This is a genomic window from Roseimicrobium sp. ORNL1, from assembly GCF_011044495.1.
Lineage (GTDB): Bacteria > Verrucomicrobiota > Verrucomicrobiia > Verrucomicrobiales > Verrucomicrobiaceae > Roseimicrobium.
In genome coordinates this window covers 5,380,410-5,400,496 of the sequence record NZ_CP049143.1, presented here as the reverse complement: position 1 = coordinate 5,400,496, position 20,087 = coordinate 5,380,410, and the positions used below count along the sequence as shown (strand labels likewise).

Below are 20,087 nucleotides of genomic sequence, written 5' to 3'. Positions count from 1 at the left end.
TCGGATGCTACCCGTGCGGGAGCATCGATGGTCCATCTTTGCACCACATTCCCAGAGTCCGAAGATTCAAATGGGTGACCGTGGCATCTTGGGCATCGAGCTTCACTTCGTGACCCTCTCCCTGGCGCTGGCAGGTGACCTGGAGAATGAACTCGCAGGGAGGTGGCTCACTGCCATTCACCTTGAGGCCAATGAGATGGATCACATCCCCGCGCTTCGCCTGGATCAGAGGGGGGTGGTGCTCGACAGGACCGTTCCAGATCCCGGGCGAGCTTACATCCCAGCCGTTCTGGGAGAGTAGTTGCGCCGTGATTTGAACCGCCGGAGGGGTGCCACTCCAAGATTCTCCTGCGCGCAGCGCGCTGAGAATGTCTTCCCTGAGGTAGTCGGAGGCACCTGGCCGGTCGGACCATGGTGTGCCTGCGTATGGCAGGTGTTCCTTCATCTGCACTTCCAGAAATGCGCTACCCGAGACGAGGGCTCCCTCGCGGGGAATGTAACCGGAGGTGGCATGGTCCATGACCATGAAGCGAAGTCTGAGAGGCGGAACGTGGTCCTTGGAGTCTTCACTTTCGACCGTTCCTTCGAACATCCATCCTTTGTTTCCGAAGAACTCGATGGCCCGCAGATTTTCCACTTTGGTCACGAAGGTGTACCAAAGGGGCTCGTCCGAAGCCAGGAACGATCGAAGTCCTTCGTTGGAAATGGTGACCTTGGAGAGGTCGCTGGGATTGAACCCTGGCTCTTGCTCCTGCCTCATGGCGCGCTGGATTTCCAGCAGCGGACCTTGAGTGATTTCAAAGCTCGACTCCATGGGTGACAATGAGGATACCAGCGCACTGAGCTCGCAGGTGTAGTGGGCACCCGGGCGCAACAGTGGCAGGTGATCTGCATAGTCCGGGTCGAATGCCGCGAGCTGCACGCGCCGTGGCGTCAGCAGCAACTGGGCGCCAGCACACGGGATGTCGTCGTCCTCCAGAGTATCCAGCAATTCTGCCTCCGTCGGTGCGCCGTCTACTACCATGGGGTAGGCCGCCTGCATGAGAAGGCCCTCGGATTCAGAGCGCTCAATGAGGATGGCGATGCCCACGCCGTCCTGGCTGACACTCGCGGACTGGAACTGCTCTGACGGTGTCTCCCGGAGCATGCTTCCCCAGCCCTGCCAGAGGGTGGTGGGAAAAGCCTTCATGAAGCAGTCGAAGTCCGACAGGGCTTCATAGCGTTCGTCACCCAAGAGCAAACGGAGCGTCCAGTGCATAGGCTAGAATTTTTTACGATGCGCGTGCTTATTTCACCGTCGCAATCCCAAACTCAAGGGGAATCAGAGCCCACTGGGCAGATCCACTCCATTTAAAAGAGTGGTGCTCGGGAAGGGACTCGAACCCTTAAGCCTTTCGGCACAAGATCCTTAGTCTTGCGCGTATACCAATTCCGCCACCCGAGCGGGAGGGGACTAGGAGTATGCGTAGCATCGCGGTGTGTGCAAGCAGTTTGAGCACTTTAACTGACAATAAAATGGTCCGGCCCTTTCCAGGGACGGACCAAAAGATGTCGGGGCAAGATGGGGTAGGGGGGCGGCTACCGCGGATCGCGGCCTGTGGCTTCCACATACTGCTGCCTCACGCTGTCATAGCGCTCCTGCCAGCGCACGATGTCCCGCTGCAGTTCCATGTTCTGCCGCTCCAGCCACACCGCGCGGCCACGCGTGGCGCCGCCTCCTTCCGCAGTACTATCCTCCCCGTAGCCCACGCCGGACTCCAAGGTGCCGCGCACTCGGTGGGGGCTCGCTTTGAAGAAGGGCATCTCGCTGATGCGGCTGCGGTTGCCATCGGCCGTGTTGATCACCGTCACGTGGTCGTCGATTTCTCCGGTGGCGAGGAACTCCTGGAGCGTGCCCACGCTCGTGGGTCCGTAGAGAAAATTGTCCGGCATCTCAATGAGCCAGTCCATTTGCAGTTCCGCCACCATGGGAGCGCGCCGCCAGGTGATCTTTTCATCATTGCTCACGCGGTCAAGTGGCGAGATCTTTGCGCCTGCCGCCCAGATTCTGAGCTGTTCCAGGGGAGCCGGACCAAATACTTCATTGTCCGTGACCTTGAGGAGATACCACGAATTGTCGCTCATGCTCAGGATTCTAGCGGGACGGACCGGTCGCTTCCAAGAGAAAAAAGCACAGACAGGGGAGGATTCCTCGTTTTGGTCTTGGTTTGGTCGCGACCTGTTGTTTATCTTGAGCTTGAATCTATGGAGTCACCGATGCCGAAGAATCTGCTTCCTCAACTTTTGCGCCTGAGTCTTGTCTGTGCTTGCGGCCTGGTGCTTCCCATGTGCCAGTCCAACACCTCCCCGGACTCCACCGCAGTCACGGCTGCCACGGCAGCAGCCAATGGCAAGCCGCTGACCGAAGCCGAACTCGCGGACAAGCAGGAAGGGGTGGACGTCGGCAAGCTCCTCTCCATGACCTTTGAGGAGTCCCGAAAGATCAGCCCCCAGAGCCTGATCGTGCCGCCCTTTTACAAGCTGACAGCGGATGAGATTACCGTGCTGAAGACAGGCTCGAACGGACAGCCCCAGCGGGTGAGGGCCAGGGGCAAAGTCTTCCTGCAGATCGACTTCCGCGAGAAGCTCGTGGCGCTGGCGCAGGAGGCTTACATTGAGTCTGACGGCGAGGTCATTCTCCGTGGCCGCCCTCTCCTGAAGCGTGGTCGCAGTGTGGTGGAAGGCTTGAGCGAAACGACAGTGTTTTACATCAAGGGGACACGCCTGCAGGTCATCGGCAAGCATCGCCTCGCGAAACAGGAGGGTGGCATCGAAAGCCCGCACGGTGGCACCATTCGCCCCAGCTTTGATATCGAACCCACCTGGCGTCGTGCTTGGAAAGATGGTCCCAATCCGCTGCTGCCGGCGCTCACGCCCTCGGTCGTGCCTGCGGAGATGCGGGCCAGCCCCTTGCTGCCGCCGGTGCAGCACTCCAGCGACCTACCCAAGCTTCTCGTGCCGGATGAAGATCCGCCGATTCCCTCCACCAACGGCGCCACGCCCACCCCGCCTCCCGGGGCTGAGTGAGGGGCGAATCTGAGCCAGAGTTTAGGCTACAAAAACAGGCAAAAACGGGCCGTGGAGCGATTCTCCATTAGTCCCGTGAGCCGTGTATGTGCATGATTGAGTCTCAGTCCTGAGGCTGAGGTCAATAATGAAATGCGCGGAATGTCGCGAGACAGGCGATCGTGCAGGTTGCTACCGGATTTCAGCATCAATTTCTCGATGGGCACTCAAGGTTAGTTTCAGAAATGAGAATTTAACAGTTCCTGAAAAAAGAGCTTCCCTGAAAGCTCGGCGACTGCTAAATGCTAATCATTGTTAACCTTTTAGAGCGTATGTCTTCCCTAGTTGTTGAGAACCCCCGTTCGCGCATCCCGGAAGGACTTACGGTCGACCCGGTGAGCGCGGCCCACATGGCCAACTCCTTCCTGCGAACCGCGCTGGACCAGGCGAGCGAGGGCATCATGATTGTGGCTCCCGCGTTCCAGCCTCACCTCGGCCCCCGCATTCTCCTGCACAACACGAGGATGGCGGCGCTGGTGGGCGCGGAACCGAGCAGGGGACTCTGCGATCGCTTCCTCACGCAGCTGGCTGCCACCGAGGAGGAGGCTGGAGACCTGCTGCGCGTGCTGCGCTGCACCGTGAAGCAGGGTGGCGCTGCCCAGTGGGAAGGTGGCATGAAGACCTTTTTCGGAGACAAGGTGGTGCGCTGCATCTGGCGCATCCGTGCGGTCATGGATGAGCACGGCCGCGTGTACAACTATACACTCGCTGTGACACCCTCACCGACCCCAGTGACTGCGGCTCCTGACCGCAGCAGCTTCTCGCCAGTGCCAGCCCCGGCCGTCACGGATGACTCCCGCCGCCTGCGGAATGACAACCTCGCCACCATGGCAATCGGTGTCTTCCATGATCTGAACAACCTGCTCGGCATCATGATGACCAACCTCTCTGAGGCGGTCACCATCTCGCCCGCGCAGGGACAGGTCAGATCCCATGTGGAGGAAGCCCTCGCGGCAGCGAGACAGGCCTGTGATTTCGTGAAGGAAACCATGCGCATGGCGAAGGGCATGCCGGAGAATCGCGCGCCCTCGGATGTGGCGCAGATCATCCGCATGACCGCCCGCATCACGCAGAGCGGCAGCGGCGTGAACCTGCACATGAGCCTGCCCAAGGACCTCTGGTGGGCCATGGCGGATGCCCCCCGCATTTCCCAGGTCCTACAGAATCTGATCCTGAACGGCATCCAGGCGATGAACAATCGAGGCCACATGGATGTGCTGGCCCGGAATATCGTGGCTCCGCAGGGGCACCACGCGCTCCGTCCCGGACCGTACGTGGAGATTCTCGTGCGCGATCGTGGCTGCGGCATGGACCCGGAAGATGCCGCGCGCGCCCTGCATGAATCCTTCACTCGCAAGGAGAATGGCAACGGGGTGGGGCTCACCACGTGCAAACACATCATCACCGAGCACGGCGGCCAGATTGCCGTGTCCTCCATGAAGAATGTGGGCACGGAGTTCATGTTCTGGCTGCCGGCCACCCAGCCCCAACAGCAGCAGGGAAAGGATGCTGCTCCCATGACGCCACCCCGGGTCAGGTCCGGTCTCGGCACCATCCTGGTGGTGGATGACGAGGAACGCCTGCGCAACGTGGTGCACGCTGTGCTGAAGCGTTGTGGTTATCGTGTGTTCGAAGCTTCCAACGGTGAAGACGCGGTGCAGACCTATCGTCAGCTCCTGCGTCAGAATGATGACGTGGACATGGTCATCATGGATCTCACCCTCAAGGGTACCCTCTCGGGCGAGCAGGCGATGAAGGAAATCTGTGCCATGGATCCTTCCGCCAGGGTCATCGCCTCCAGCGGTGGCATGCTGGAGGAGTCACGCGAAGGTTTCATCTCCGAGGGGTTCTGCGACATCCTGCCCAAGCCGTACCTCGCGGCGGACGTCGCGGATGTGGTGCATCAGGTCCTGATGAAAGACATCAAGGGTGAGCACTCCGGTCGGGCAGCTTGAGCTTACGCTTGGCTGCGTTACCGTTTCGTGAACGTGGGTGAATAGTCGCCCCGGGGCGTGGCTTTCCACCATTCGCCGGTCTCCTTGCGTGTTTCTGCTTCCGTGAACTCGTAACGGTAGAACCTTGCGCGCACCGCGCGGATGGATTCGATGGGGAAGGGTGGCGGCTCCACGAGGGCGTATACTTGCTCGTTGTGCTGCAGGAGCTGCTCCAGGAATTTGCCGAACCAAATCATGCTCGCGTTCTGCATGTCCCGCTGTGGTATGAAACCCGGATGCAGCGCGGCGAACCACATCTGCCAGTCCAGTCGCGGCTGGTGTGGCGCCACGAAGGGAGGTGGGCGATCCACGCGGCCCGGTTTCCACTTGAACTCGAGCGGCTGGAAGTACACGCCATCGTCACTCACCTCGATGACGATCTCATTGCGCTCCGTGGTCATCACGCGGAAGAGACCGTAGCTGTTGATGCTGCGGAAGGGAGCCAGCCAATGCGTTTTCGAATAGAGTGTATTGGAGAGAATCCCTCCACTCGGCGCATTGTCGCGAATGGCGACGACAAGGCTGAGTGACAGCATCAGCGAGACCGCGACACCTTCTCCGGCAAGCCTCCACATGGGGCGAGGTGGTGATGTTTCTGTCCAGCGCAGCAGGCGCTTCATGACTGCGGGCCAGCATCCATCGTCGAGCATCGAAAGCGCGAGGAGGATGGTCAGCCAGTTGAAGAAGGTGTAGTTCCCCGTGAGGAGGGTAATGATCATCAATCCCGTGAAGGACGCGGCGATGCCTATCTTCAGGACGCGAAGGGTGCGTACCCAGGAAGGGATGATGAGCTCCAAGATCCACGCCACCGGGATGAGGGTGGGTACGCCAAGCTCCACGAGAAACATCACGAAGCAGGAGACCTTGTGAAACCAGAGCGGGAAGTGATGCACATACCAGGCGACCCACGTGGGAATGGGTTGCGTCTCGTAGTGGTAGGTCAGCGCGGTAAAGTTCAGCCAATTGGGATCTCCGGCGAGGATCTTTGTAAGTCCCGAGAGAAACATCAGTTTGAGGATCAGCGCCTGTGGCAGCAGCATCTGCGCGCGTGACGGTGCTGGCGTGCTCTCGCGGATACGCCCTACGAACAAGCGCCATGGGGAAATGAGTGCGGCAATGAAACCTGCTTCCAGCAGCAGGATGTCCCACTGGAAACTGAGAAAGACATTTCCCGTGGTGCAGATGGAAAGGTAACCAAACCACAGCGCGAGCAGCAGAGGGCCCTGCAGCACACCTGCCATCACCAGCACTGCGGCAGCGCAGGCACCCCAGCACAGCCACTGCACCATCGCATCGCTGTAGCCCAGCCAGTAGACCGTGGGGACCTGAGCCCAGGCGGTGATGTCATTCTCTTTCGCGTAGTTGCCGAACCCCTCCAGAAACTTTTGCACCGGCATGATGCCGTTTTCGCCGGTGAGTGCCTCCGCCTGCCATGCCCACGAGGCAAAGGCGATGAAGTAGATGGCCGCAAGCGCCCGGGGAAAGAACCAGCCGAAGATGCGATAGGTGACAGGGCCAGCCGACATGGCTGCACTTTATTCCTACCAGGGCTCAGTCGTCCAGATCATCCAGCAGCCCCATCTCCTCGCGAAGGTCCTGGAGATCGGCCTCCGTTTCCGCTACAAGCTTGGAAACAAATTCACCGAGGTTTGCAGCGTAGGTCACAAAGTTGGATTCCTCGTGATTGGTGAGGTAGACGGTTTGGTCGCGCGAGGCTGTGTCAATGCAGTAGTAGTCAGCAGCGGCGAATCCAATCGCCCAATAGCTTGAGGGCCACGGGAGTTCTCCTTCCTCGTCCTCCAGCCAGAAAGTCTCCGGCTGCCGGACAATGGCGTTCATGTCGATCAATTTGGCGGCATCCTTGGGCACGACTTCCTGGGAAAGGGGCTCCAGGCCGTCGAGATCGTTTGCTGTCTTGTCAAGAATGGCGGGATACTTCCGCAGGAACTGCAGGTAGTAGTCAGGAAGTTGGACCCCGAATGCAGTATGAATGGCTTGCACCTGGGGTTTCGACATTTTTGCTCCAAGAAGCAGCGAAGGTGTGGTGAAGGTGTTTGGATCGGGCCATGAAAACGACCGTTTTGGCAGAGGGGCCGACGACGTTTTGGAGAAGGGATTCGGCTCGCCACTGGACGTCAGCTTCCTGAAATCGTGTCGCTTGCCAGCCGGCATGGCAATTAGAACCACATCTGTGAATCCAGCACGAGCAATGGTGATGGCCGCTGACTCGGTAACGCAGAGCAGCCCTGTGGGAAGGGACTCGGCATTCGCCACGAATATGGGCGGCAGAGTTTCGGTGGGTTCCTTGATGTGAACGCCGAGCAGTGCCATGGGGGTTCCATCACTGAAACGCTCGAACGTGGATTTCCGCACATCCACCACATCCCCACGTGTCAGGATGTTCATGTTGAAATACTCATGCTCCCTTCCCTTTTGAGCAATGGTGATGGGATGGAACTCAATGCCCTCGGGCATGACGGACAGCAGCACATCCCGAAGGGCCTTGGAAACCAGGCGATGAGGGCCAAAGGAAATCCAGTTCGGCAGGCGGCGGGGCGATGACGTTTTGAACGTCCAGTGCTTGGGATCTTTGACGGGGACTCCTCTTCTGAAACTCATGCCTTGCAGCTGGCCTTCTGCAGTGGTCTTCAGATGAGCTTCGTGTCCATTTTTCTGAAGCAGGTAAATCATGCGGAGTTGGGACGGTTGCGAAGAAGTATGGATAGTGAACAGATGGCGCCCCCCTGTGCAGTGCAAGCACCGTGACGGTTAGTCCAAAGAATTCCTCAAGCTTCGGGCAAAAGCGGCACTGCTCTTCCTTTCTTCCCGTACTTGTTCGAGAATCGCCGTAATTTTCTCCACCAAACGTGAGACAAATTCTTCCAGGCTCGCTGCCCACGGTACTATGGCCGCATTTTCGTGGTCGGATACGTACACCGTCTGCTCGGTCGAGTTGGTATCGATGCAGTAATAGTCCGATGAGGCGTCTCCGATGACCCAAAGGTTGGCTGGCCAAGGCAGGTCGCCGTCTTCATCTTCCAGCCAAATGCTGCCGGGTTGCCTGACATTGGCGTTCATCTCGATCAATTGTCCTGCGTCCTTGGGAACATCGCGGGCTGACAGGGGCGTTTTCCCCCGGTGGTCGCTCGGTGTGGTATCAAGAATCGCAGGATAGTTCCGCAGAAACTGAATGTAGTAATCTGGAAGCTGGATGCCGAACGCCTCATGGATGGCCTGCACCTGGACATCCGTCATTTCCGGACCCAGACGCAGAGAGGGAGAGGTGAAGATTTCGGGGTCGGGCCATGAAATCTCGCGCTGAGGCGGAGGCTGCACCGGAGTATCAGAGAATGGATTGATTGCTTTCGAAGTGCGCAACACCCGTTCTGGGATGTTTTGTCCGACAGGCAGAGGAGTGAATGCGATGTCCAGGAATCCAGCTGCGGCAATATTGGCCGCGGCGGGTTCGGTGACACAGAGCAATCCAAAAGGCAATGTGTCTCCATTCGCAACGAAGATGGGAGTCGCTGACTCCGGAAGTGGCTTCAGATGCAAGCTTTGCAGTCGAATGGGGTGTCCGGAGCTCAGGCGCTCAATGCCTGACCGATCCATGTCCACCACGTCGGCAATTGTCAGGACATTCATGTCGAAGTAGGGATGCTCCTTTCCCTTCTGCACGACGGTGATGGGATAGAAATCGATGCCTTCAGGCATGACCTCCAGCAGCACATCTCGAAGAGGCTTGGAAATAAGATCGTGGGACCCAAAGGAGAGCCAGTTAGTGAGCCGGCGGGGAGATGCGGCTGTGAATGTCCAGTGCTTTGGTTCGGCAACAGGTATCCCCCGCCGGTAGCTCATGTCAGAGACTTGTTTCTCGACTATCGGCTCCAGGCGGGCATCGTAGTCGGCATTGTCCTCAAGAAGGTACAGCATGGTGTGAAGAGGCAGATCGATCAAACCACGGCAGCAGAACAGATTGCACGCGTTCGTGCAAACAAAAGCGGTGACCGAGTTCTTACTTTGGCCCTGATCCTACTCCACCTCCGGCGGCACAGCGCCATAGGTCCACGCACGGCCGAAGCGACCAATCTTCGGCGGTTCCGGCATGGGATCGGGCTTCAGTTGCTTCGAGAGTTCGATGCCTGCATCTGCCATCTGTGTGCCGGCGGTCACTTCCAGATTGCTGTAATAGGTGAGGCGTGTCTCATAGCCGCCGCCATTGGGGCCGAAGGCTTCTTCCGTGGGGACATAACCGGTGCAGCCATTCGCCAGTTCCGTGGGGAAGGTCATGGGGAAGCCGCTGTCCTTCTTGATGCGCAGACCATTCGCCACGAAATACTCAGCGGGATTGCTCACGCACACGACGGGGCCCACCTGGATGGCCTGCACTTCCACTTCACACGCGGGCTCCTTCTTGACCAGGGCATCGAGCATCACGATCTCCTTGGCAAAGAGCCAGTCGGTGGTGTCGCCCGCGGGCTTGGGTTGGGTGACGAGGTCCATGGATTTTTTCAAACGCTCGGCCGAGGGGATGCGGCGCTTGATGGGGAAGACCTTCTGCTTCGCGTCGAGCGTAGCGTCGGTGGTCTTGGGCATGGAGAGGATGACTTTCACTGCCTCTGCGCCTACGCGACCACCCACCAGTTTGGACCATTCCTCCGGACCGGGCCGCTGATATTGGCTCATGTTATCCACCTGGGTAATGTCGCCGCACGCTCCCTGGAGGAACACCACCGGTACGCGTGTCTGGAAGGCACCCTGGATGGTTTGTTCCAGATACTGGACCCAATTTGCCGAGATGCCGCCGGGATTGGTCGTGGCGTGACAGGCGAAGTTCACCACGCAGCCGAGCAAGGCGCCGGTGTTGATGTCCCACGCGGCGATGACACCGACTTCGGGATCGATGGGGCCGGCGTAGTCCACGATGTCTGGATTGCCAGGGCCGGGATGGCTGTAGGCGAGCCCGTTCTTCATCTTCATGCGACGGTTGAAGGAGACTTTGTCCTCATGCCCCTTGCCGAATCCTAGGCTGGCGGGTTGCTTGGTCTTGTCGGCCCACACCACGGCGTCTACGATGGCTTTCGTCACGGTGAGGAGGAATCCGGCGTCTGCCATGGAGGACTCTTCATAACCCAGCTTCTGCACCAGCGGCGACGCGTGGTCGAGTTCCCCCGGCTGGATCATTCCGACCGGACCGGACGAGTGCGAATGGGATGCGCCGATCATGACGCTGTCCGGCGTGATGCCGCACTGCTTGGCAATCAGCTCACGCGCATCCAGTACCACCTTGCGTGGGATGATGAGCGTGTCTGTACCCACGAGGGCCACGCGTTTCTTTCCATCGTCGAACACCGCGGCGCGGACCTTGCAGGGATCGTGGAAGGTGCGGTGGAAGGACTTCCCATAGCCACCAGGCTGCTCCATGCCGAGGGCGGGGGTGATGTCCCGCTCTGCGAATCCGGCCTTGATATTGGAGGTGGGGGCAGGAGCAGGTGCGGGAGGAGCGGCGTGCAAGCCGGCTGCGCAGAAGGTGACAAGGGCGAGACAACGAAGGAGCATCATGACGGGGCGGGGAGGATGAATGGAAGGGCTTCCATAGCAAAAGCCCCGGCCCCTGCGCACCTTGCGTACATTTAGGGGGACATTGCATACTATTGTTGCCCGCGGTCACCAGCATCCAGAGATTGAGAGGGATGCGATTCCCGAATGTCAGGGACCGCCTCCGCGGAACGTGCCTGCATGTATTCATATCCCTCTCACCGTTTCACGCCATGCGCGCCATCTGGAAAGGTTCCATCAGTTTCGGGTTGGTGAATATACCCATCGCCCTCTATCCAGCCACACACACGGAGGATCTGAAGTTCCGTCTGTTGCGCTCCAAGGACCTCAGTCCGGTGAATTACAAACGCGTGGCGGAGGCAGATGGGAAAGAGGTGCCCTGGGATCAGATCGTGAAGGGTTATGAATACGAGAAGGGCAAGTTTGTGATCATCAATGATGAAGACTTCAAGCGGGTGGACATTGAGGCCACGCAGACGGTGGATATCATCAACTTCGTGGAGCTGGATGAGGTGAATCCCGTCTTCTTTCACAAGCCCTACTACATGGAGCCGCAGAAGGGTGGGGACCGTGCTTATGTCCTCCTCCGCGAGGCGCTCGAAGCCTCGGGCAAGATTGGCATTGCCAAGGTGGTGATCAAAACACGCCAGCACCTCGCGGCGCTGAAGCCGCAAGATGACGGCTTGATGCTGGAGTTGATGCATTTCGCTGCGGAGTTGCGTGATGTGGAAGATTTCCGCCATCCACGTGAAGCCAAGATCGCGAAGAAGGAACTCGACATGGCGAAGGCCCTGATCAATTCCATGACCGAGAAATGGGATCCGGAAGCCTATAAGGATGACTATCGCGAAGCCTTGGAGGACATGATCGAGGAGAAGGTGAAACATCCTGACAAGGAAGTGCCGAAGAAGGCTGCCAAGAAGCGCCCGAGCAATGTCATCGACCTGGTGTCCGTGCTGCAGGAAAGCATGCGCGAAGGAAAGAAAACTACCAAGAGCGCTAAAAAAAGCAGCTCTGCCCAGGCCGCGAAAAAGAAACCTGCCAAATCAGCCTCGAAGAAACGCACCAGGGCTCGTGCCGCGGCGTGATGACGGGCAAAGAGAAAGAGTCACCTCACGATGGCCTCGCTCAAGGAATACAAACGCAAGCGGAACTTCGCCATCACCGCCGAGCCTGAGGGCCGTGTGGAGAAGTCGAAAGGCAAGCTGGCTCGCTTCGTTATCCAGAAGCACGATGCTTCACGGCTGCACTACGACTTCCGCCTGGAGATGGGCGGGACACTTGTTTCCTGGGCTGTGCCCAAAGGCCTGCCGCTGGCGAAGGGAGAAAAGCATCTTGCCGTGAAGGTGGAGGACCATCCCGTTTCCTACATCGACTTCGAGGGCACCATCCCGAAGGGACAATATGGAGGTGGCACGGTGCAGGTGTGGGACCGCGGCACCTACGAGCCGCTGAGCAAAGCGCCGAAGAAGGAACTGGATGGTGGCAAGCTCCACGTCGTGCTGAAGGGCAAGAAGCTCCAGGGAGAGTGGTATCTGGTACGGTTGAAAGACGAGGACGAGCAATGGCTCATCATCAAAGGCGGAGAGAATCACAAGAAGCTCTCAAAAAAGGTCGAGTCCGAATCCGCCCTCTCCGGCAAGACCATGGCCCAGCTCGCCAAGAGCGATCACGTGTGGCAGTCCAAGCCGCGGAATTCCGGCAATGGCCGTGGCTCGCTGAAGGAGCGCCTGGCCGCAGCAAGGGAGTCCGCAAAGACGCCGAAGAAGGCGGTGCCAAAATCGAAAACCACTGCAAAGGCTGGAAAGCGGAAGCCCGCATTGAAGGCGAAATTCCTCGAGCCCATGAAAGCGCACATCGAGAACAAGGTGCCACCGGGTGATTGGCTTTATGAGATAAAGTTCGATGGATTTCGCGCGGTTACCTACAAGGAGGGCAAGACGGTGCACCTACTCTCCCGGACGAATCATGATCTCGCGGAAAAGTTCCCGGACGTGGTGGAAGCCATGGAGGGAATGGACGTGAAAAATGCCATTATCGATGGTGAGATCGTCGCGCTCGATAAAGATGGGCGCTCTTCCTTCCAGCTTCTCCAGGCATATGAACTGGGCCAGGAGCGCCCGCCGCTCTGCTACTATGTCTTTGATATTCTCGCCCTGAACGGAAAGAGTACGCGCGACCTCCCACTGGAGGAACGCCGTGAAAAGCTCAAGGCCATTTTACCCGAGTCGTCGGACATCATCCGCTTCTCCTCTTCCATAGGCACGGATGCTGAGAAGCTCCTGAAGAAGGCCGGTGCTCTCGGGCTTGAGGGGCTCATTGGGAAACGCAAGGGATCGCGCTATGAGGTGGGCCAGCGCAGCGGCGCCTGGGTCAAACTCAAGCTCGTGAAGGAGCAGGAGTTTGTGATTGGCGGCTATACGCCACCGGGCGGCACGCGACAGCACATCGGAGCACTGCTCGTGGGCGTGTATGAGAAGGGAAAGCTCGTGTACTCCGGCAAGGTGGGCACGGGATACACGGGAGCCGTGTTGAAGGATCTGCACACGCGATTTAAGAAAATGGCCTCCGATACTTGTCCCTTCAAGGATCTCCCCGAAGAGCGCGAGGGACGTTACGGTCAGGGCATCACCACAAGTGTGATGAAGAAGTGCCACTGGCTGAAACCCGTGCTCGTATGCCAGGTGAAATTCTCCGAGTGGACGCGGGACGATCGCCTCCGTCAGCCGGTATACCTGGGACTGCGTGAGGACAAGAAGGCCAAGGACGTCGTGCGTGAACCCTCCAGCAAGCTTGCATGAGCGCCCGCAACAAAGCCACTCTCAAAGTCGGCAAGCGCGAGGTGGCGGTGTCCAACCTCGACAAGGTCTACTATCCTGAATCCGGGTTCACCAAGGGACAGGTCATCGATTATTACGCGCGCATTGCCGAGGTGCTGGTGCCTCATACCAAAGGACGGCCAGTGTCGCTGAAGCGCTATCCCGACGGGGTGAATGGCATGTTCTTCTATGAGAAGCAGTGCCCTTCCCATGCACCCGACTGGATCAAGAAGAAGACGGTCAAGGTGGCCAAGGATAATGGCGAGTACATCGACTACTGCGTCTTCGACGATCTGCCGGCGCTGGTGTGGGCGGCAAATATTGCCAACCTTGAGCTCCACACTTTCCAGCATCGGCGCGGGGCGATGCAACGCCCCACGGCTCTGGTATTTGACCTCGATCCCGGCCCGCCTGCGGACATCATTCAATGCTGCCAGGTGGCGCTGTGGTTGCGGAAGATGTTTGCAGCGCTCGATCTGGAGTGTTTCCCCAAGACTTCCGGATCCAAGGGCATGCAACTCGTGCTGCCGCTCAACACCCCGACCAACTACGACAAGACCAAGGCCTTCGCACGCCAGGTGGCGGAAACGCTGGCTGGCGAGCATCCGGAGATGGTCGTCTCCGACATGAAGAAGAGCCTCCGTGAGGGGAAGGTCTTCATCGACTGGAGCCAGAACGATGATAAGAAAACGACTGTGAGCGTCTACTCCCTGCGCGCGAAGCAGGTGCCCTCTGTCTCCACTCCGCTGAAGTGGAGTGAGGTGGAGTCTGCGTGGAAGAACCGATCCAAGGCAAAGAAGGGCAAGGCCCTCGTCTTTCAGGCGGATGAAGTGCTGCGGCGGGTAAAGAAGATGGGTGACCTCTTTGAGCCGGTGCTGACCATGAAGCAGAAGCTTCCGAAGATAGCATGAAGGTCTGGTTCTGCGAAGAGTTGAAGAGTTGACCTCTGGGTCAGTCTTCGATTATTTGGTGGCATGCAGCGAAGAATGTTTCTCCTTACCGCTTCCCTGGCGGGTCTTGGTACACTATCGGCGGTGAGTGCTCCCCGGATGATCACTGCCGCAGACATTAGAGTGCTCCCGTTCTGCGCGACCATGAGTACAAAAAAGCTGGATCCAGAAACTCCCGGGATCTTCAACGAACTCTCCGTCACCAAGAGGGATGGCTTTTCTATTCAAGGACGAAAGCGCAATGACAGTGGAAGGATTGATGGAGAAGTGATATATCACCTGGGCAAGCTTGCGCTGGTGCCTGCGGGTGACCGGACAGGAAAGCTCTCCGTCGAGGTGCCATCCAAAACAAACGTCACCAGCTACTACGCAGTCTTGGAATTGGCGGACAGCCTTGTTTCAAGTCAACTCAAGCTGGAGGTCGGGAAAAAATATACGTGGTCAGTCGCTAGCAAAGACGGCCAGACCCTCCTGCGGGTGATGAACGGGAACGTCCAGGTGGGAGAAGTCCATACGGACACGGACAAGCTTGTGGGCTTCGGCTTTGCCGCCTCGGTTCGCTGGGAGAAAAATGAGGCGGACATCCATGTGACGTTTGAATAGAATCGGAAGACTGGAAAGAGTTCCTATCTTCCCTTAGCCATCTTGAACCGCTTCAACGTGCGCTCACGTTCCTGACCGTGATCCACGATTGGCAGGGGATATCCCGTTGCTAAAGGAGCATCTGAAGGCTGGAAGAACTTCTCCGGCGGCACATCCTTCAGCTCCGGCACCCATTGCTTGATGTACTCGCCTTCGGGATCGTAGCGCTTGGTCTGCGTCCATGGATTCTGGATGCGGAAATAGGGTGCCGCGTCCGCACCGGTGCCCGCGCTCCATTGCCAGCCTCCGTTGTTGCTCGCAATCTCACCATCCACGAGCTGCTGCATGAACCAGCTCTCGCCCAATCGCCAGTGCACGTGGAGGTCCTTGGTGAGGAACATGGAGACAATCATGCGCACACGGTTGTGCATCCAGCCCGTGGCCAGGAGCTGGCGCATGCCTGCATCTACGATGGGGAACCCGGTGCGGCCCTCCTTCCATGCTTCGTAGTGCTGTTCTTTACCATCCCAAGGCACGCTGCGGAATTCGGGGTTGAACTCCATCTCCAGCACCTCCGGCCAGTGATGCAGCACCGCCATGTAAAACTCGCGCCACGCCAGCTCCTTCAAATAAGTTTCAACACTGGCTTTGACGGTCGCCTTTGCTCCCTGCGCGGCTTTCTGGCAGCGCTGGTAGAGTTCGCGAATGCCAATCAGTCCGTAGCGGAGATCCGGACTCAGGCAGGATGAGTGTCGACCGGAAGGAGTGTTCCGCATGTCAGCATACGCCGCGACTTTGCCGGAGAAGATGAAGTCCTTCATGCGCTCCCGGGCCGCGCGCTCGCCGGGTGGGGGAGTGGAGGCGGTGCACGGCGGCAGACTCCAGTGTTGGAGAGTCGGCAGCGGCAGGCTTTTGAGCTTTGCAGCAGCGGGGCCGAGCGACTTCACGGTGGGGAGTGGTGTAGCCTTTTCCTGGGAGAACCAGTTTCTGAAGTAGGGCGTGAAGACGCGGTAGGGCTTCCCCTCGCCGTTCAGCACTTCTTCTGGCCCGTGCAGCGTCACGTCTTTGAAACTGAGAAGCTCCACTTCATGCTTCTGGCACATGGCAGCGACACTAGCTTCCATCGCTTTGCCAAACGGATCCGGATCCCGATTGGCATACAGAGCGGTGGCGCCCGTTTCCAGGATCAGCTTTTCAAGTTCCTCGTCTGCCGCACCTGCGCGAAGGATCAGCCTCGAATTGATAGTTTCCAGGTTCTTCGCCAGGGAGGCAAGATTGCCACAGAGGAATGCCTGGCGGCTCGGGCCGGTCCAGTCATGCCGGCGCTTCCAGGTGCTCAGGATGTATACAGGGATGACCTGTTCGGAAGCCCGGGCGGCGTGATGAAGTGCGGTGTTGTCGGTGAGTCGAAGGTCGCGACGAAACCAATGAATGCTGACCTGGGCCATGCGCCACCTATACGAGCGCCCGAGGCAGGCAGGCGAAAAAAATGGAAATGTTTCTCCGTTGCCCAAAGCCTCAATGACTGGGATATTTGCGGCCCCCGTTTCACATTCCCACGCTTAGATGTCCCTGCGCACTTGGAAGCTCCCACTTCTGGGCCTGCTGGCAGCCCTTGTCGGCTTGCTGGCGCTCAGTGCGTGCAAGGATGACAATGGAAAGAAGAAGGAGAAGATCTCAGAGAGTGACGAGCCCGAGGAGATCCCTCTCGATCTGGATGAGGCGCTCATCAAGAAGACCATCGCCCGGCTCGGAACTGGCTTCATGGTGTGGGAGCGCTTTCGCAATGACCGCTGGGAAATCTGGGTGAAGAAGCTGAGCGGCGGCAAGGAGAAGCGCATCATCCCTGCAGAGGAGGGCCGCGACCATGCCTGCCCCAAGATTTCCCCTGACGGGCGCATGCTGGTCTACATGAGCTACCCCAAGGGGAAGACTGGATACCCCGGTCACGCCCGGAAGCCTGGCACGCTTTGGCTCATGAATCTGGTCAGCCGCAAGCGCCGCGTAATCTCGAAAGAGGCCCGCAGCTATGCCGAACATCGGGCGGTCACCTGGCTGGATGCCAATCGCTTGTGCTATATCGATGGCGAGGGCTACTCGAACGAATACGATGTGAAGACCGGCAAGACCAAGCGCCTGGTCAAGCAGGCCCATGAGACCTTCGGCTACCTCGTGAGCCCGGACATGAAGCATGCCACCAGCGGCACGCCGGAGTTTGCCCTCTATGACAAGGAGCAGCAACTCGTGCGCAATCAGCAGCGCATGGGTGGTTGTCAGCCCTACTTCACCCAGGATGGCCAGTGGGGCTACTGGATGGGCGGCGCCGGCGGTCCCATCAACAAGATGCGGCTCGCGACGCGTGAGATCGGGCAGGTCCTGCAACGCGATGATGCGCGCCTCCACGGGAAGCGGAACTACGTCTACTTCCCCATGGTGTCACCCTGCCAGCGACTCATGGCCTTCGCTGCGTCTCCGGACAAGCACGACCACTTCACGGCCGACTACGATATCTATCTGGCGCACGTGCACCCCAAGCAGTTCTATATCATCGGCAATCCGGTCCGTTATACAAAGTTCAAGGGGGTCGATCGTTATCCTGATGTCTTCCGCCGTGAGCTGCCCCTGGGCTCGCATTATGTCGAGGGAAAGACGGAGATGACCTTCACCATCCCCAAGGAATATGCTTCCGGAGAATGGCAGTGGCACATCACCGGCAGATTCAATGCCACGGGAAATTCCGTCACGCGTGTCTTTGATCATCCCGGCGAGTATTGGGTGGAGGCGAAGCAGGGCGATAAAAAGCTGCGCGGTTATGTGAACGTGCGCGAAGCCGCCCCTCCGCTGGTGGACGGCGTCCGCCGCGAAGGGAAGGATGGCATCATCGTCGATTTCGATGAGCCCGTGCTGTCGGATGGCGCTTCCATCACCGTTTCAGGCGGAGCGCCTGTGACTGGCTGGCAGCTGATCAACGATGGCTACGCAGTCTCCTTCCACATGCCGCCCGGTACTGCCGAGAACGCGACCTTTGAATTCGATGGTTTTCGCGATACGGCGCAGCAGCCCAACCGCATGGTGAAGGCGAAGGTGAGCATTCCTTCAGTAGCATGGCCAGCTTCAGACGAGGGGATGGTCTTTGTTTGGGAAAATGTGAAGGGCCGCACGTCCCTGCCCAACGGCACGCCGTGTGAAGTGGCTCCGAATGGTCTCGCCTTCTGGTCCGATCACGGCGCGATGAAACTACGCGGTGGATGGTTCGATGCTCCCAAGGCCGGCGAACTGGTCTCTGCCTCCTGTGTGAAGAGCAACGAGGTGACCGTGGAGATGATCATCACTCCGCAGCCTGCTCCTTTTGACAAGGAACTGCATCCCATCCTCACCCTCGCCAACAGCGAGAAGCAACGCAACCTGACCATCGGCCAGCGTGGCACACGTCTCTATCTGCTGTTGCGCACTCCTGAGCAGGATCCGAATGCCCCCATGGAGGAGACGCAACTGGCCGGGGTGGATAACAACCAGCCGCATCACCTCGTCATCGCGTATCGGAAGGACAAGCTCAGTGTGTGGATAGATGGCTCTGCGGTATGGAATCGCAGCCGCATCCGCGGGGATCTTAGCAACTGGGAGGATATGAAGTTGCGATTCGGCGCATCGTCAGAAGGAAACAACTCCTGGCGTGGTCTTATCGACCGGGTGGTCATCTACGACCGCTGTCTCTCGGATGAAGAGATTGCTCAGCATTCGAATTCATCGATCGTCGCTGAATCCAAGAGGGATCCTCTCAAGGAGTGGAAGGTCGTGGCCAAGCTCGTCGAGGCTTCTCCCATACCACCTCTGTTGGAGTTCCAGCCCTACACAGAGGCGCTCGTGCGTCATCTCTATGAGGTGCAGGAAGTCACCGAAGGACCGCCGCTACCCTCAAAACAAATTGCCGTCAGCCACTGGATTTGGATGGATGCCAAAGCGCTTCCAGCCCAGCAACTTAAGGTAGGCGATGTGGTGCACCTCACCCTCCATCACGAAGAGGAGCACACCGAACTCAAGAGCCTCTTCGTCAAAGACGAGCTTATCGAAGGTATTGGCGCAGACCGTTTCCATGATGCCACAGACTGGGACGCGGAGATCATGAAGGCGGGAGCTGCGGACGGTGCTGGCGAGAAGAAATGACGAGGCATGGTGCGCGGATGGCGCGTTTTCATCCGGTGCAGTCAACATGGCCATTGGACCGCGCAAGCCATTTGGGAAGCACTGTGTTCCGCGTTCACGAGCCCCGCACTACCATGTTCGGTGATTGACTAATGCGGATGAAACCTCATGGTTGCCTGCATAGTTATGGAGACAGAGTTTCTTTACGATTGGGGCGAGGAAGTTCAAGTGATCGACACCGCACCGATTCAATATGCACCCGGACACACCGGCGCCGTTTGCGGCATGTCCGAAATCGATGGGGTGAAAGTTTACACGGTGGAAGCGGGGTCGGGCGAATCTATGGAAATACCAGAAGAAATGCTTCGCAAGGCGGATTGAAAACACAAAGTGTTTGGCCCGGATGGCGCTACGGGGAACGCCTTCGTTGAAACCCTTCAAAGTACAACTGACAAAGGGACAGGCGCATTGCAATGATGGATACTGACAGTATGGATGATTGTCATGGGGGGGCTATCGGTTTAACTTCGTTCTGAGAATTGAACATCCCAGTTTAACTGCACGGGAGATTTCGGAGTTACTCGAAATTGATTGTGCTTTTGAATCTCAAAGGAGTGTTCAGGTTGCCCAGGGGGAGGCTATGCCAATAACCTACTGGTGTTCGCGCTCGCTTGGAAAGGGGGGAGGTGATGAGATGCCGTGTGACGATCCGATTGAGGAATCCCTTTACCGATTCGTGGATCTGCTTACGGCCAAAGCTTCAGTTCTTCGAGACTTTCGCAAGGCAGATGCGAAATGTATGCTGGTCGTTGAAATGGGTGGCTGGCGTAATTTTGGTTGGGTATTGGATCCATGGCTTTGTTATGAAATGAGCATGCTGAACATTTCCCTTGGATGGGACATAGTGGCGGAATTGGCGGAATGTGACTGAATCG

Annotated in this window: 16 protein-coding genes and 1 tRNA gene; 9 read left to right on the top strand and 8 right to left on the bottom strand. The window is 58.2% G+C overall.

Annotated features, from left to right (window positions below):
• Positions 1–7: 7 nt before the first annotated feature.
• The 3 genes from G5S37_RS21785 to G5S37_RS21775 form a co-directional block, all read right to left on the bottom strand.
• On the bottom strand, positions 8–1,258 hold the full coding sequence (locus G5S37_RS21785; protein WP_165206607.1) for a hypothetical protein: 1,251 nt from the start codon (positions 1,256–1,258) through the stop codon (positions 8–10).
• 101 nt (positions 1,259–1,359) lie between these two features.
• A tRNA-Leu gene (locus tag G5S37_RS21780) sits at positions 1,360–1,444 on the bottom strand.
• Positions 1,445–1,578: 134 nt separating this feature from the next.
• Complete coding sequence (locus G5S37_RS21775; protein ID WP_165206606.1) at positions 1,579–2,124, bottom strand: hypothetical protein; 546 nt, start codon at positions 2,122–2,124, stop codon at positions 1,579–1,581.
• 132 nt (positions 2,125–2,256) lie between these two features.
• On the opposite strand from G5S37_RS21775, the gene G5S37_RS21770 reads away from it, so the two are divergent.
• The gene (locus tag G5S37_RS21770; RefSeq protein WP_165206604.1) at positions 2,257–3,066 is read left to right on the top strand and encodes a hypothetical protein; all 810 of its coding nucleotides are present in this window, start codon (positions 2,257–2,259) and stop codon (positions 3,064–3,066) included.
• Positions 3,067–3,377: 311 nt separating this feature from the next.
• Positions 3,378–5,060 (top strand): ATP-binding protein, encoded by a 1,683-nt coding sequence (locus G5S37_RS21765; protein WP_165206602.1) that lies wholly within the window; start codon positions 3,378–3,380, stop codon positions 5,058–5,060.
• Between the two features lie 17 nt (positions 5,061–5,077).
• Here G5S37_RS21765 and G5S37_RS21760 read toward each other — a convergent pair whose 3' ends face one another.
• From G5S37_RS21760 to G5S37_RS21745, 4 genes are all read right to left on the bottom strand, one after another.
• The gene (locus G5S37_RS21760; RefSeq protein WP_165206601.1) at positions 5,078–6,625 is read right to left on the bottom strand and encodes a lipase maturation factor family protein; all 1,548 of its coding nucleotides are present in this window, start codon (positions 6,623–6,625) and stop codon (positions 5,078–5,080) included.
• A gap of 25 nt (positions 6,626–6,650) precedes the next feature.
• Positions 6,651–7,718 (bottom strand): SMI1/KNR4 family protein, encoded by a 1,068-nt coding sequence (locus tag G5S37_RS21755; protein WP_165206599.1) that lies wholly within the window; start codon positions 7,716–7,718, stop codon positions 6,651–6,653.
• A gap of 150 nt (positions 7,719–7,868) precedes the next feature.
• A complete protein-coding gene (locus G5S37_RS21750) occupies positions 7,869–9,032 on the bottom strand; it encodes an SMI1/KNR4 family protein (protein ID WP_165206598.1) in 1,164 nt (387 codons plus the stop codon).
• A gap of 99 nt (positions 9,033–9,131) precedes the next feature.
• Positions 9,132–10,661, bottom strand: a complete 1,530-nt coding sequence (locus G5S37_RS21745; RefSeq protein WP_165206596.1) for a hypothetical protein — start codon at positions 10,659–10,661, stop codon at positions 9,132–9,134.
• A 209-nt stretch (positions 10,662–10,870) separates the two neighbouring features.
• On the opposite strand from G5S37_RS21745, the gene G5S37_RS21740 reads away from it, so the two are divergent.
• From G5S37_RS21740 to G5S37_RS21725, 4 genes are all read left to right on the top strand, one after another.
• Positions 10,871–11,746 carry a Ku protein gene (locus G5S37_RS21740; RefSeq protein WP_165206595.1) on the top strand — a complete coding sequence of 292 codons (876 nt, stop codon included), beginning with the start codon at positions 10,871–10,873 and terminating at the stop codon, positions 11,744–11,746.
• A 30-nt stretch (positions 11,747–11,776) separates the two neighbouring features.
• Entirely contained in the window at positions 11,777–13,459 is a 1,683-nt protein-coding gene (ligD, locus tag G5S37_RS21735) for a non-homologous end-joining DNA ligase (RefSeq protein ID WP_165206593.1), read from the top strand.
• Complete coding sequence (ligD, locus tag G5S37_RS21730) at positions 13,456–14,388, top strand: non-homologous end-joining DNA ligase (RefSeq protein WP_165206592.1); 933 nt, start codon at positions 13,456–13,458, stop codon at positions 14,386–14,388. Before ligD (G5S37_RS21735) ends, ligD (G5S37_RS21730) begins: the two co-directional genes overlap by 4 nt.
• 138 nt (positions 14,389–14,526) lie before the next feature.
• Complete coding sequence (locus G5S37_RS21725; RefSeq protein ID WP_206026094.1) at positions 14,527–15,030, top strand: hypothetical protein; 504 nt, start codon at positions 14,527–14,529, stop codon at positions 15,028–15,030.
• A gap of 23 nt (positions 15,031–15,053) precedes the next feature.
• On the opposite strand, the gene G5S37_RS21720 is transcribed toward G5S37_RS21725, so the two are convergent.
• Positions 15,054–16,457 (bottom strand): deoxyribodipyrimidine photo-lyase, encoded by a 1,404-nt coding sequence (locus G5S37_RS21720; protein ID WP_165206588.1) that lies wholly within the window; start codon positions 16,455–16,457, stop codon positions 15,054–15,056.
• Between the two features lie 118 nt (positions 16,458–16,575).
• Between G5S37_RS21720 and G5S37_RS21715 the strand changes: the two genes are divergently transcribed.
• The 3 genes from G5S37_RS21715 (at position 16,576) to G5S37_RS32380 (ending at position 20,083) form a co-directional block, all read left to right on the top strand.
• Entirely contained in the window at positions 16,576–19,173 is a 2,598-nt protein-coding gene (locus G5S37_RS21715; protein ID WP_165206586.1) for a LamG-like jellyroll fold domain-containing protein, read from the top strand.
• Between the two features lie 165 nt (positions 19,174–19,338).
• Entirely contained in the window at positions 19,339–19,533 is a 195-nt protein-coding gene (locus G5S37_RS21710; RefSeq protein ID WP_206026093.1) for a hypothetical protein, read from the top strand.
• Positions 19,534–19,888: 355 nt separating this feature from the next.
• Positions 19,889–20,083 carry a hypothetical protein gene (locus tag G5S37_RS32380; protein WP_206026092.1) on the top strand — a complete coding sequence of 65 codons (195 nt, stop codon included), beginning with the start codon at positions 19,889–19,891 and terminating at the stop codon, positions 20,081–20,083.
• The last annotated feature ends 4 nt before the right edge of the window (positions 20,084–20,087 follow it).